This is a genomic window from Arthrobacter sp. Soil_N43 (assembly GCF_057655195.1).
On record NZ_JBDGML010000107.1, the window covers coordinates 21,282 to 34,872 of the forward strand.

Annotated in this window: 13 protein-coding genes; 5 read left to right on the forward strand and 8 right to left on the reverse strand. The window is 66.8% G+C overall.

The features are described 5' to 3' along the window. The first annotated feature begins 42 nt into the window (after positions 1-42). Positions 43-873: a DUF427 domain-containing protein gene (locus AC3A3W_RS15415; protein WP_487443899.1), complete on the forward strand. Its 831-nt coding sequence runs from the start codon at positions 43-45 to the stop codon at positions 871-873. A gap of 132 nt (positions 874-1,005) precedes the next feature. On the opposite strand, the gene AC3A3W_RS15420 is transcribed toward AC3A3W_RS15415, so the two are convergent. Next, positions 1,006-1,413: a VOC family protein gene (locus tag AC3A3W_RS15420; RefSeq protein ID WP_487443900.1), complete on the reverse strand. Its 408-nt coding sequence runs from the start codon at positions 1,411-1,413 to the stop codon at positions 1,006-1,008. A gap of 223 nt (positions 1,414-1,636) precedes the next feature. Beyond that, entirely contained in the window at positions 1,637-3,748 is a 2,112-nt protein-coding gene (gene paaZ / locus AC3A3W_RS15425) for a phenylacetic acid degradation bifunctional protein PaaZ (RefSeq protein WP_487443901.1), read from the reverse strand. Positions 3,749-3,931: 183 nt separating this feature from the next. Here paaZ and AC3A3W_RS15430 point away from each other — a divergent pair, with 183 nt between their 5' ends. Further along, positions 3,932-4,378 carry a PaaI family thioesterase gene (locus tag AC3A3W_RS15430; protein ID WP_487443902.1) on the forward strand — a complete coding sequence of 149 codons (447 nt, stop codon included), beginning with the start codon at positions 3,932-3,934 and terminating at the stop codon, positions 4,376-4,378. 41 nt (positions 4,379-4,419) lie between these two features. Next, positions 4,420-5,169, forward strand: coding sequence for an ABC transporter permease (locus tag AC3A3W_RS15435; protein WP_487443903.1), 750 nt, complete (start codon positions 4,420-4,422; stop codon positions 5,167-5,169). 39 nt (positions 5,170-5,208) lie between these two features. Here AC3A3W_RS15435 and AC3A3W_RS15440 read toward each other — a convergent pair whose 3' ends face one another. Continuing rightward, entirely contained in the window at positions 5,209-7,458 is a 2,250-nt protein-coding gene (locus AC3A3W_RS15440; RefSeq protein WP_487443904.1) for a S1 family peptidase, read from the reverse strand. Next, positions 7,455-8,171, reverse strand: coding sequence for a tyrosine-protein phosphatase (locus tag AC3A3W_RS15445; RefSeq protein WP_487443905.1), 717 nt, complete (start codon positions 8,169-8,171; stop codon positions 7,455-7,457). Before AC3A3W_RS15445 ends, AC3A3W_RS15440 begins: the two co-directional genes overlap by 4 nt. A gap of 252 nt (positions 8,172-8,423) precedes the next feature. Here AC3A3W_RS15445 and AC3A3W_RS15450 point away from each other — a divergent pair, with 252 nt between their 5' ends. Both AC3A3W_RS15450 and AC3A3W_RS15455 read left to right on the forward strand, forming a co-directional pair. Beyond that, positions 8,424-9,296 carry an SGNH/GDSL hydrolase family protein gene (locus AC3A3W_RS15450; protein WP_487443906.1) on the forward strand — a complete coding sequence of 291 codons (873 nt, stop codon included), beginning with the start codon at positions 8,424-8,426 and terminating at the stop codon, positions 9,294-9,296. A gap of 149 nt (positions 9,297-9,445) precedes the next feature. After that, a complete protein-coding gene (locus tag AC3A3W_RS15455; protein ID WP_487443907.1) occupies positions 9,446-9,877 on the forward strand; it encodes an SRPBCC family protein in 432 nt (143 codons plus the stop codon). Between the two features lie 11 nt (positions 9,878-9,888). Here AC3A3W_RS15455 and AC3A3W_RS15460 read toward each other — a convergent pair whose 3' ends face one another. From AC3A3W_RS15460 to AC3A3W_RS15475, 4 genes are all read right to left on the reverse strand, one after another. Next, a complete protein-coding gene (locus AC3A3W_RS15460) occupies positions 9,889-10,776 on the reverse strand; it encodes a 3-hydroxyacyl-CoA dehydrogenase family protein (RefSeq protein WP_487443908.1) in 888 nt (295 codons plus the stop codon). Continuing rightward, complete coding sequence (locus AC3A3W_RS15465; RefSeq protein ID WP_487443909.1) at positions 10,773-11,582, reverse strand: enoyl-CoA hydratase/isomerase family protein; 810 nt, start codon at positions 11,580-11,582, stop codon at positions 10,773-10,775. Before AC3A3W_RS15465 ends, AC3A3W_RS15460 begins: the two co-directional genes overlap by 4 nt. Then, a complete protein-coding gene (locus tag AC3A3W_RS15470) occupies positions 11,582-12,793 on the reverse strand; it encodes a thiolase family protein (protein WP_487443910.1) in 1,212 nt (403 codons plus the stop codon). Before AC3A3W_RS15470 ends, AC3A3W_RS15465 begins: the two co-directional genes overlap by 1 nt. A gap of 118 nt (positions 12,794-12,911) precedes the next feature. After that, a complete protein-coding gene (locus tag AC3A3W_RS15475) occupies positions 12,912-13,559 on the reverse strand; it encodes a pentapeptide repeat-containing protein (RefSeq protein ID WP_487443940.1) in 648 nt (215 codons plus the stop codon). Positions 13,560-13,591: the final 32 nt, after the last annotated feature.

Genomic DNA, 13,591 nt, shown 5'->3' on the forward strand with positions numbered 1-13,591 from the left:
TACCCGTTGACGCCGGATGGCCGCTGCGCCCACGCTGAATGCATGGCCACGAAACTGTCCGAACTTCTCTTCGGCGCATTTCCTGATCTCCGCTACCAGCCAACCGCCAAACGGGTCCGCGCGGACTGTGACGGAAGCCTCGTCGTCGACACCCAGGAGGCGCTCCTGGTCTGGGAGCCGAAACGGGTCACGCCGGTCTACGCCGTTCCGGAAAAGAAGCTCCTGGTCCGGCTCCGGCGCCCCGAAGCCGAAGGCGGCAGCACCGAGGAGCATCCGTTTGCCTGGTCGTCCAGCGGACAGACCGGGCTGGACCCGAGGACAGGCTTCCGGCGGCACACGACGCCCGGCGAGGAGCTGGATGTCGTCGGCTCGGCATTCTCGGCCCCGCAGGCTGCCTTCCGCCCCTCCGATCCTGACCTTGAGGGCTACGTGGTGCTGGATTTCAGGGCCTTCCACTGGCTGGAGGACGAGGAGGAAATCATCGGCCACCCCCGCGACCCGTTCCACCGCATCGACGTCCGGTCGACGCTGCGGCGCGTGGAGGTAATGCTCGACGGCGTGAAACTCGCCGACACCGTGGGCGCCCAGCTGCTGTACGAGACCATGCTGCCGGTCCGCTACTACATCCCGCCCCAGGACGTCCGGCTGGATCTGCTGGAGGCGAGCCCGCGCCGGACCGTCTGCCCGTACAAGGGTGAGGCGAGGTACTGGAGCCTCCCTGGTTCAGAACGCGGGAAGAACATCGCCTGGGCCTATGACTCCCGGCTCATCGACGCCCGGCAGATCCACGGGCTCGTCTGCTTCTTCGACGAGCGGGCGGACGTTGCCGTGGACGGCGAGCTCCAGCCGCACCCGGTCACCCCCTGGTCCTAACCCAAACCCTCCCTCACCTCCCGCCACCCAAAACCAAACCCTCCCTCACTTCCCGCCACCCAAAACCAAACCCTCCCTCACCTTTAGTGAGGAAGGGTTCGGAAAAGAACTGCCGCGGAAGCAGGTGAAGGGTCAGAGCTGATATTCGGCCTGCTGCCCCAGGGTCTCGTGGACGCAGAGAATGTTGTTTTCCGTGTCCATGAACCAGGCGCACTTCTCGGCGTCGGTTGTACAGATATGGTTCTCGGTCTTGAGATCCGGCCGGTCATAGTCCTGGAACCGGACGCCCTTGGACTCCATGTCCTGAACGGTCCGCTCGATGTCCCTGACCTCGAAACTCAACGTGGTGTGCTCAGAGTGCTTGCCATCCGTGACAGGCATCAGCTGCAGCATCGGGCCGCCTTCGCTGCCGAACAATTCGCTTCCGTCGTCTGCCACGCCACGATGAGGGAGTCCGAGTGTTTCCGCGTAAAAACGACGGGCGCGCTCTTTGTCATCCACGGGCAGGACAGTTGTGGCTGTGTTTAGTACTAGGGTCATTTCGCCACCTCCTACGGAGCACATTTTAAGCCCGCGGGCCTCCGAAAGATCAGGCAAAATTTGCTCCTCAGGCACCGCTCAAACACGGCGCGAAAACGCTCCCTCACATCCTGCAGCCCAAACCCGACGCCCGCCCACAGGAAGTGAGGAAGCGTTCGGGAAAAGCCGACGGGAAGTGAGGGAGCGTCCGGGAAAAGCCGACAGGAAGTGAGGGAGCGTCGGGTTACTTCTCCACGAGGGTGAGGACGTCGTAGGTAGCCACGATTTCGTCGTTCTGGTTGGTCAGGAGGGCGTCCCAGGCCACTTCTCCGTACTCGTCCGTTTCGCGCGGGGTGATCTTCTTGGCCGTCAGCGTCACGCGGATCGAGTCCCCCGCAGCAACCGGTGTGATGAAGCGCAGGTTCTCCAGGCCGGAGTTGGCCAGCACAGGACCCGGAGCCGGCTCCACGAACAGTCCCGCCGCCCAGCTGAGGAGCAGGTAGCCGTGCGCCACGATGCCGGGGAAGAACGGGTTGGCCTCCGCGGCTTCCTGGTTGGTGTGGGCGTAGAAGGTGTCGCCGGTGGAGTTGGCGAAGGCCGTGATGTCCTCCAAGGTAACCTCCCGCAGCCCGGAGCGGACGGCGTCGCCGATCCGCAGCGTCTCCAGCGACTTCCGGAACGGGTGGGTGCCTTCGGTGTCCACCGTGAAGTTGCGGTCCGAGCCCGGGTGCCAGACGCCGGTCACGGCCGTCAGCATGTTGGGCGAGCCCTGAATGGCGGTGCGCTGCATGTGGTGCATCACCGAGCGGATGCCGCCCAGTTCCTCGCCGCCGCCGGCGCGGCCGGGTCCGCCGTGGACCAAGTGCGGGACCGGGGAACCGTGGCCGGTGGAGCTGCGGGCGTCCTCGCGGTTGAGCATCAGCACGCGGCCATGGTGTGCGGCAATGCCCGTAACCAGCTCCTGGGCGACAGCGGGATCGTTGGTGCAGACCGAGGCGACGAGCGAGCCGCCGCCGCGGGCGGCGAGGCGGACGGCGTCGGGAATGTCCTTGTACCCGAGCACCGACGACACCGGGCCAAAGGCCTCCAGCGAGTGGACCTGTTCAGCCTCGGCGTCCGCCCAGCTGAGCAGCACCGGGGACATGAACGCGCCGCCGTCGACGACGCCGGTTGCGCCGTCCGCACTGGTGACCGACGGTGAATCGAGAGTTCCGTAGGCGAGCTCGCCGCCGGCGTCGAGCATGGACTGCACGGCGGCGCGGACGTCGGCGAGCTGCTCCAGGGAGGCGAGAGCGCCCATAGTGACCCCCTCGGCGCGCGGATCGCCGAGGACCACGCGCTGCTCAACCCGGGCGCCAATCGCAGAGATGACCGCGGGCACGAGCTCCTGCGGCACGATGGTGCGGCGGATCGAGGTGCACTTCTGGCCGGCCTTGACCGTCATTTCCGTGACCACGGACTTGATGAAGGCGTCGAACTCCGGGGTGCCTTCGACGGCGTCCGGGCCGAGGATGGCCGCGTTGAGGGAGTCCGTCTCGGACGTGAAGCGAACGCCGCCCTGCACCACGTTCGGGTGCGACTTGAGCGACTGCGCGGTGGACGCGGAACCCGTGAACGCCACGAGGTCGCGGTAATCCAGCACGTCCAGCAGCCCCCGGACGGAGCCGGAAATGAGCTGCAGCGAGCCCTTGGGCAGGATGTTGGATTCAACGATGGCCTTCACCACGGCGGCGGCAACATAGCCGGTAGGGGTGGCGGGCTTGACGATGGTGGGGACGCCGGCGATGAACGCGGGTGCGAGCTTTTCCAGCATGCCCCAGACCGGGAAGTTGAACGCGTTGATCTGCACCGCGACGCCCGGGATGCGCGTGTAGATGTGCTCGCCGACGAACGAGCCGTCCTTGGACAGCACCTCCATGGGCCCGTCCACCACCACCTGCGAGTTGGGGAGCTCGCGCCGGCCCTTGGAGCCGAACGTGAAGAGCACGCCAATGCCGCCGTCGATGTCGATCATCGAGTCAATCTTGGTGGCGCCAGTCTGGGCGGAGAACGTGTAGAAGTGCTCGCGCCGGGCGTTCAGGTACTGGGCCAGTTCCTTGAGCTTAAGGGCGCGCTGGTGGAACGTAAGCTTGCCGAGTTCCGTCTGACCGGTGGTGCGCCCGTAATCCACGACGGCGGCAAGGTCCAGCCCGTCGGTGCTCACCTTGGCGAGGATTTCGCCGGTGCTCGCATCGCGCACAGGGACAGCGGAAGCTGCAGAACCGGCGTCGGGAGTCCACCAGGAGTCCTGCACAAAACTGGGCACGGTCTCGACCGTGTCCAGTGAGGGCTTGGGAGCGGTAGCGGTTGTGGTCATCGTTGACGGGTCCTTCCAACGCGGAATAAGCAAGTCCGGGCAATCCGGTTAATTGGCCAGCGCATTACTGACCGTCCGTTCGGTAATATGTCTACAGTACATGAATGTCCCGTGCTGCACACTAGGTCGCAGCACACTGGCCCGGCCACCTGCCGGGTTCCGACACCGTTCTGAGGAGACCGCATGACGCCCCAGCCCCGCGACACTGATGTGCAGACCGCCGAACCGAATACGAAGGACCTGTGGAAGATCACCCTCGGCGAACTCGACGAAAAGATGGGCGTGAGGATCCTGGAGGAATCCGTGGACCGGGTGGTGGCCACGATGCCCGTGGAGGGGAACCGCCAGTCATTCGGCCTGCTGCACGGCGGCGCTTCGCTGGCTGTTGGCGAGGCGGTCGGATCCTGGGCCGCGGTGATCCACGCAAGCACCCTGGGCAAGACGGCCGTGGGCGTGGACGTCTCGGCCACGCACCACAGGTCGGCCCGCAGCGGTCAGATCACGATTACGGCGACGCCCATCCACCTCGGCGGAACGCTCACCACCCATGAGGTACTGATCACCAACGACGCCGGCCAGCGGCTCTGCACGATGCGGATCACCAACCTGCTGCTGCACCCCAGGAACTGAGCCTCCACCTCTCCCCCTTTGCCCGCGGATAGGCTGATCAGGTGACTGAACTGGCCAGCCTGACCCCTACGCTGCTGGCCGTTGCCCTCCTGATGGCAGTCTCTGCGGGCGTTCTCACGGGCTCCCGGGTACCGCACGCCTTGGCACCGGCACTGGCCATTCTCCGGGGCGCGGCACAACTGGCCGCGGTGAGCCTGATCCTGGGAGCCGTGATCACCAGCAGCGCCTGGGTGGCGGTGGCTCTCGGCGTCATGTTCCTTGTGGCCACGGCGACCGCCACCCTCCGCCTCGGCTGGAGCTGGATCCACCTGGCCATGGCCGGCTCGTCCATGGCAGCCGGCATCGTCGTGGCGCTGGCCGTCGTGTTCGCGACGGGGTCCATTGAACTGAACGCCCGCTACGTACTGGCTCTCGGCGGCATCGTCATCGGCAACTCGATGACCATAGCGGCGCTGGCGGGCCGCAGGTTCAACGAGGCAGTGATTGACCGGTGGGACCTCGTGGAGGGCTGGCTCGCACTGGGCGCGACCCCGCGACAGGCCACCCGTGACATGGCGCGCGGTGCGGCCTACTCCGCCCTCATACCGTCGATAGACCAGACGAAGACGACCGGCCTGGTCACCCTCCCCGGGGCTTTTGTCGGGGCCATCTTCGGCGGCCTGTCACCCCTGGAGGCAGGACGCTTCCAGATTGTGGTGCTGGCATCGATCATCGCAGCCGGATCGGTGACCGCGGTGGCGCTGGTGCACATGCTGGCCCCGGTCCGCCGCCGTCCGGCCCGGCTGACCTAGGCCGAGCCGGGCCGGCTGGCCTAGGCGATCCGGCCCGAGCTAGCGCCGGCCGCGGCGCCTGACGGCCACGAGGAGCAAACCGCCAATAACCAAGGCCGCCCCGGCGATGCCGGCAGCCAGCAGCAGTCCCGAAGCCCCCGTCGCCGCCAGACCGACAGCGGCGGGCGCCTCCCAGGAAGTGATGCCCCCGGCGGGCTGCACCGCCACAACGGACGGTTCGGGCGCCGGTGTGAGGACGGCCGGTGTAACCGGCCGGGCCGGTGTCGGCTTCGGCGTGGCGGGCGAGCCATCCGGCCCGGCCGTGGCGGCAGGATTGGACGGCCCCGGCGCCGGCTCCGGCGCCGGTTCAGCCGGTTTCTCCGGTTTGGCCGAGGTGCGGAAAGTACTGATGCCCGAGCGGCTGAAGCCATTGACCGCCTGCGCCGAGAACTGGGTCATGGACGCGGGCGCCGTGAAGGACCAGCTGCCGCCGGCGTCCGCGGGCACATCCAGCGGTTCATGACCGGGAATGGTGATCCGGACGCTGGAGCCAGCCGGAACAGCCGCCGCAGGAGCCGCGGGAATCCTGCCCACGACGCGCTGGCCGGCAGTGATCGGCCCGGCGGGCAGCGACCCTGCCAGCACGGGCTGATTGAGGAACAGCCTCAGCTGGGTCCCGGGAACCGCTGTGAGCGAATCCTGCAGCGTGGCAGCCACAGCGAAGTTCTGGGCTGACGTCCGGGGATTGCCCGCCGAATGTGTCCCCACAGCATAGTTTCCGCTGATCCAGGGACCGCCGGAGTCACCTCCCCGGGACTGCACGGAGGTGGACAGGAACCCGTTGAAGGACCGAAGATCGTCCGGGTCGCCGGAGGGGCCGCGGACAACGTAGATCCCCACCTCGTCCACCGTGCCGCACGACCAGCCTTCGGTCCGTCCGGAGCGGCAGACGGACTGGCCCACTATCGGCTTCGCGGTGCCAATGATCGGCACCGAGGCAGCGGCCAGGTTCACGGGATCCGCCCATGTGGTTGCGGCGGGGAGTAGGTTGAGGTCGGCGCGGATTGATTCGATAACGGCGATGTCCTTGCCCGGCTCGCCAGGATTTTCGACGTCGCCGGTGATCCGGGAGTTCCCGGGTCCGCCGAACTGGCTGAAGCCAAACGTCCCCAGTTCCCCGGTAACACCGCTGTCCGCCACGGAGCCCGCCGCCGGTTCACCTGCCGGAAGCGTGACCTCGGCTAGCCTGGCCGCGCCGTTGTCCGCGCAGTGTCCGGCCGTGAGCACCAGTGGCTCCCCCGCCGGGCTGAACGCGCTGAACCCTGCCGAGCAGACCACCCCGCCGCCGTCGACCCTGTATCCCTGACCGCCGAGGAAATCCTCTTCGCTGACCAGCGGCGCGCCCTGCTGCAGCACGACGTTTGCGTACTGGGCCACGAACTCAGACGGCGACATGCCCTGCCCGCCGTGGGGCTCCGCGCCGACGTCCGTGGGCTGCCCACCGGCGGGCTGCCCACTGGCTGGCGCAGTGGCCGAAGCATCGGCCGGCTCATTGGCCGACGCTGCATTCTCGGGTGAGTTGTCGCCGCCTGCGCGGATGATGAATGTCCCGTCGGCCCCGGCGGCCACGGACTGAAGTCCGGCCGGCCCGACGTGGCGCAGGTAGGCCTGGTAGAGCTGTTCGACGCTGGACGCCCTGAGGTCCTTGTCCTCAGCAGTTGCAGCAGCGGGTTCTGGTGCGGCCTTGGGTGCAACAGGTTCTGGTGCGGCCGGTGTAGTCCCGGCCGGAGGGTTGGTGCCGGCCACAGGTGCAGGTGTAGTCGCGGGTGCAGGTGTGGTCCCGGGCGCGACCAGGACGAATTCGTTCCTGTCCGCGTCGTCGGCCGCGTTGATTCCGGCCAGGCCCTTCTGCAGTTCAGCGCCGGAGCCTTCGACCAGAATCTGGCCGCCGTGCAGCCGGACCGCCACAAAACCCGGCAGATTCCTTAGAGCGGGCAACGCGTCGGCCGCGCGCTTTCCCTGCGCACCCGCAGCGTTAAACTCCTCAAGGCTCATGCCCAGATCCCTTGCCACGGCCTCTGCGAGACCGCCGTCGTCCGGACCGCCGTCACCGGGACTGTCTTCGCCGGGACCGCCATCACCAAGGTTGCTGGCCGCGGCGGTGACCGCCGGCGTCGGACTTTCCCCTGCAGCGTAAGCCGGCACAGAAACGGCGGTGGACCCAAAGACTGCCATTGCTGCCACGCCCAGGGCAGCCACCCGCAGGCACAGCCCGCGGCGGGCTGCGGCGCCGCCCCCGAACGCTGTCACAGGCTGACTCTGGCGCCAAGGACGGACAGGATCGCTTCCAGCTCCGGAGCAGTGACGCCGTGCCGCAGGAGGTACTCCCGGGTGTTGAGTGATCTGACGAACTCCAGGACGACGGCGCCGCGGCTTTCCAGCAGCGGCGACAGTGCTTCGTCGTCCAGGTACCGCTCGTGAGGATGCGGCGTGGCGAGCGTGCGGTGGCGCTCGTTGATGCCGCGCATGGCTGCCTGGTAGGACTTCACGATGTGGTCATCGGTGGCGCCCGCCAGGTCCTGGAGCATCGCCGCGACCATGCCGCTTCGGTCACGCCCCGCCGAGCAGTGGATCACGACGCCGCCGGGCGACGCGGCGGCCACGGCCTTGAATACGGCGGCCAGCTTGTCCGGAAAGAACCGGGCATTGGCCGCATAGTAGGCCGGATCGTTGAGGTAGGGAACGCAGAGCGCCTTGAACTCGCGGTGTTCCGGGTCCTCGGTGGGCGCATGCACCACGGCGAAGGCAGCGAGCGCTTCGCCCACCTCGGGGTCGGTGGCGCGGGGCTGGCGTTCGCCGGGGTTGCGGAGGTCGATGACGGTACGGACGCCGTCGCGGTACGCCTCCTGCCAGCCGGCAGCAGTGAGCCATTCGCGGCGGCCCATCCGGTAGACCGACCCGGCCACGCGCCAGGCATTTACGGCTCCGTCCCAGCTGACGGGTACCTGTTCGCTCGCGTTCACGGTGACAGCTAACCACATCTTCCCCACCAGCCGCAGGGGGTCCAGACCAAGTAGTCCCCCGCCGCGCGGCAAAAAACGAGTACCGCGAGGTCGGACAGTTACGCCCGGCGCGGGCATACCCTAGGGCAATGAGCGCCGCACCGCGCCGACACTTTCAATGCCCGCCATGCGACGGGCATTCGTCATCGCTTGCCGATTTCCTGCAGCGTCCGCTGCGCCTGTGCCTGGTTTCCCTGAATGAGGGGCTTCATCGTGATAACCAAACAACTGATCCAACGCCGTACCGCCCGCCTCACCGGCCTCGTCGCCGTATTGGCCCTAACGGCAGGCCTGACCGCTGCTCCGGTATCCGCCGACGGGCCTGACACCTATGTGGCACTGGGCGATTCCTTCGCCGCAGGCCAGGGTGCCAGCCCATATGCCGATACCTGCCTGCGAAGCGCCCAAGGCTATCCGGCCATTTTGGACACCGAACCGTCCGTGTCGTTGCTGGCAAGCAGGGCATGTACCGGCGCCACCACCAGCGTCGTCCGGCAGACCCAATTGGCCTCCTTGGACAAGAAAGTCGACCTGGTGACCGTCACTGCAGGCGGCAACGATCTGGACGCCATCGGGGCATTGGTGACGTGCACGCAGGATTCGGCCGAGGCATGCACGAATGCACTGGGTCAAAAGGCCTTCATCCTCCAGCAGGCCACGAACAATCCCGCTGCGAGCCCGTTCTTCCAGGGCCTCCTGGCAATGCTGCGCGAAATCCAGGCCAAGGCGCCCCATGCGGACATCTATGTGACCGGATACCCGCTGCTCTTCAAATCCGGCGTGGATCAAATGTTTGAGACCGTCAACGGACTAACGCTTCAACTCAACCAGGTCATAGCCAGTGCGGTCACAACGGCCGCAGCCGATAAGGTGCGCGGCCGCTCCGGGGCCAGCATTCACTATGTGGATGTCTCGCAGGCATTTGCCGGGCACGGGATCGGATCAGCCCAGCCCTGGATTGTCGGTCCGCCGCCCGTCTGCCTCTCCTCGGCCACCTGCGGCACGGAGACGGAAATTTTCCACCCGACAGCAACGGGCTACTCCCAAGGCTACGCAGAGTCCATCAAGGCAGCGTTGGCCCGGTAACTGCCGGACCGGCCCGGCTTTGAGACCTGCCGCCGCCCTGCTGGCCCGGTTTTCCGCCCCTCACGACGGAAAACCGGGCCAGTTCGCAGAAGTACAGAATTCACGCCCAGGCAGGTGTGCTGTTCCGGTTGTCTCGCTAGGCTGATGCCATGATCAAGGTCGCGGGTACAGTCAGCGCTCCCCTGCCGGCAAGAACGGCCTTCGCCTACCTCTCGGCGTTTGAGCACACGAGCGAATGGGACCCCGGCACCGCGGTAATGGAGAAGCTCACGGAGGGGCCTGTCGCCGTCGGGCACCGCTACCACGCGGAGACGCTCTTCCGCGGCAAGCGCCAGTCCCTGGAGTACGAGGTCATCGAACTGTTCGACAACCACATCAAGCTGCGCGGCGAAAACGACGATGTGGTGTCCTTTGACTCCATCGACGTCAAATCCACCGGTCCCGGCTGTGACGTCCTCTACACCGCTGAGTTCATCATCAAGGGGCCGTTCAAACTGCTTCAGCCCTTCCTCAAACCGGCATTCATGTCATTGCGTGATCCGGCGTTGGAAGGGTTGCGGCAAAAGCTCCACTCCCTCTGACAGCAGCCCTCTCAGTCGGCCCAGTCGAAGAATCCCCTGCCCGTCTTCCGGCCCAGTTCGCCTCGCGCCACCTTGTCCCGCAGGATCTGCGGCGGTGCGAAGCGCTCCCCCAGCGTTGACTGAAGGTATTCGGCGATGCCCAGCCGCACATCCAGGCCCACGATGTCCGTGGTCCGCAGCGGCCCCGTTGGGTGCTTGTAGCCGAGCACCATCGCGTTGTCGATGTCCTCCGCGGACGCGACGCCTTCCTCCACCATGCGCATGGCTTCCAGCGCGATCGCGACGCCCAGCCGTGAGGAAGCGAAACCGGGAGCGTCATTGACGACGACGGCGGTCTTGCCGAGTGCCCTGACCCACCTTTTCGCCGCGGCAGCCAGGTCCTGGGACGTCTGCTCGCCGAGCACCACTTCAATGAGGGTGGAGGCGGGAACGGGGTTAAAGAAGTGCAGGCCCAGGAAGTTCTGCGGGCGCTTCAGCTCGCGGGCCAGCCCGTTGACCGACAGCGACGAGGTGTTGGAGGCGAGGTAGGCGTCGTCAGCCAGGCGTTCCTCAATGCCCCGCAGGGACCTGACTTTCAGGTCCCAGTCCTCCGGAACGGCCTCCACGACCAGCTGGCGGTCTGCGAAGTCGTCGTAGTCTGCAGTCACGGAGAGCCGGGACGCCATTTCGCTCAGGCTGCCCTGCGCCGCACCGCGTTCGATGCTCTTGGCAGCGGCAGACTCCACGCGCGCCCGGGCGGCTTCGGCGGATTCGTCATCACGCTCCACCACCAGGACGTTGGCGCCGTTGATAAGGAACGCGTGGGCGATTCCCGCACCCATCCGGCCGCCCCCGAGAACGCCGACGAAACCGGGAAGATCCGCGGACGGAGGGCTGGCGGGCTGTGTCGAGTTGCTCATGACTGGTTCTTCTTCTCTGTTTTCTTGTCAGCTGCCTTCTTATCCAAGAACGCCTGCATCCTGTCGAACTTCGCCTGTGACTCGAAGAGGATGCCCTGGGCCAGCTGGTCAATCAGCGGGTGGGCCTCGGCGGGCGCGTGGAACACGGATTTGGTGATCCGTACGGCCAGCGGGTCCTGCCGGGCGATGCGGTCGGCGAGGCTGTGGGCGCCGTCCATCAGCACCGGAGCTTCATGGATTTCGGTAATCAGGTTCACGCTCAGCGCCTCTTCGGCACGCAGGACGCGTCCTGCCAGGAGGATCTCCTTCGCCACCGGTTCCCCCACCAGCTCCTTCAGCCGCCAGCTGGCTCCTGCCGCGGCAAGGATTCCGAGACCGGTTTCGGGATTGCCGATCCGGACGCTCGGGGTCCCGATCCGGAAGTCGGCGGCATACGCCAGTTCTGCGCCGCCGCCCAGGCAGTAGCCGTCCAGCGCCGCGATCACCGGCATGGGCAGCCTGGCGATCCGGACAAAGATCGTCGAGTTGATGCCCTGCAGCGCGTCATCCCGTCGCCGTTCCCGCAGCTGTGCAATGTCCGCGCCGGAGGCAAACACCCCTTCGACGCCGGCAAGGATCAGGATCTTGGGGTTCCGCTCCAGGGCAGTGCAGACCGTGTGGAGTTCGTCCACCATCTGCTGGTCGATCGCGTTGCGGACCTCGGGACGGTTGAGCAGCACCACCACCCGGTCGTCGCGCTCTTCGACCAGGAGGGTGCTGAAGTGGTGGGTGCTTAAGTGTCCGTTCGCGCTGTCCGGAGCCGGCATTACACGCGCTCCAGCAGCATGGCGGTGCCCTGGCCGACGCCGATGCACATGGTGGCCAGGCCGATCCGTGCATCCTCGCGTTCCATCCGGCCTAGCAGGGTGATGGCGATCCGTGACCCGCTGGAACCCAGCGGGTGCCCCAAGGCGATGGCGCCGCCGTCGTTGTTCACGATGTCCGGGTCCAGACCCAGGCGCCGCATGCTGGCCAGCGACTGGGTGGCGAAGGCTTCATTAAGTTCGACGGCGCCAAGGTCGCCGACGCTGATCCCGCTCCGCTTGAGCACCTTCTGGGTGGCCGGAACCGGGCCGATGCCCATGATTTCGGGCTCGCAGCCGGCAGAGGCGCCGTCGATGATGCGCGCCCGGGGCGTCAGGCCGAGCCGGTCGATGGCGGACTGGGAGGCTACGATGATGGCTGAGGCGCCATCGTTGAGCGTGGACGAGTTGCCGGCGGTCACCACGGAGCCGCCCGGGATCACCGGGCGGAGGCCGGCCAGGACGTCCATGGTGGTGCCGGGCCGGGGGCCCTCGTCCGTGTCCACGACGGTCTCAGACTTCCGGGTCTTCACGGTGACCGGAACGATCTCGTCCTTGAACCGGCCCGCATCGATGGCCGCCAGGGACCTCTCGTGCGAGCGCACCGCGAAGGCGTCGGCATCCTCGCGGGAGATGCCGTCGACCCGGCCCACCTCTTCCGCGGTTTCCGGCATCGAGAAGGTCATCTTGCCGTCACGCGACAGCTCGCCCTTCTTGAACGCGGGGTTGACGAAGCGCCAGCCAATGGAGGTGTCGAAGATTTCCCCGGGCTTCGCGAAGGCCGTCTGCGGCTTCTCCTGGACCCAGGGTGCGCGGCTCATGGATTCCACGCCGCCAGCCACCACGATGTCCGCGGCCCCGGACTTGATCATCTGGCTGGCCATGATGATGGCGCTCAGGCCTGAGGAGCAGAGCCGGTTTACGGTGATTCCCGGGATATGCAGCGGAAGCCCGGCGAGGATGGTGGCCATGCGCGCCACGTTGCGGTTCTCCTCGCCGGCTCCGTTGGCGTTCCCGAGGATGACCTCATCGATGGCATCCGGGTCCACACCGGCGCGGGCTACGGCTTCGCGGACCACGAGCGCTGCAAGGTCATCGGGGCGGACCCCCGAGAGTGCACCGCCGTATCGCCCTACCGGGGTACGCGCGCCGCCAACCAGAAAAGCCTCGACCATGAGAACATCCTTTTCGCAGGGAGTTGGGCCGGAACCGAATAAATTACCGACCGTTCGTTCTATAAAGATTACACGGCAGGCTCCGACGGTCAACCACACCCCCGCTCGGCCCCCGCGCTTACGCCACCACGAGGCCAAGGTGCGCTGCCAGCAGTGGGGCGATGAGGCCCAGCTGGTGGTCGTCAATCACCACGCCGGCAAGGTTTCCCAGGCCGCTGATGCTCCGGAGGTCCGTGCCGCGCAGGTCGAAGTCCTGCAGCGTGGCGCCGCTGAGGTCCAGGCTTCCTATGGTGCAGTTCCGCAGGGCAACGCGGGCGGCAGTGGCGGAGCCCAGGTCCAGCTCATTGATGATGCAGTCGCTGACCAGGACGTCAGCGAGCCGGGAGCCGCGGAGGTTCACGTAGTCCAGCTTGCCGCCGTCGATCCTTACGGACTGCCAGCCGCTGCCGTACAGCTCAGCCGATCCCCAGCGGGGGTTGCTGAACTCGACATCGTGCAGCGTGGACCTGGCAGCTGTCAGCACGGGCGCGTAGGCCTCGTCCACCCGGCAGTCGCGGAAGCTGGCACCGCGCAGTTGGGTTTCGTTGAAGGAGACGCCGGAGAATGCGCACTCCGCAAAGACGATCCCGCCCAGCTCCAGGCCGTCGGCAGCCGCCCTGCTGTACCGCACGGCGTCGTACCTTTCTCCGGCACGGAAATCAGGAGTAGCATCGTCCCGCAACCCCTCGAGCCGGACCGGAGCCAGGCGCGGCGGCCTCACCTTCAGCGTCTTCCCGGGAACGGCCCTTCGCTCCGCCA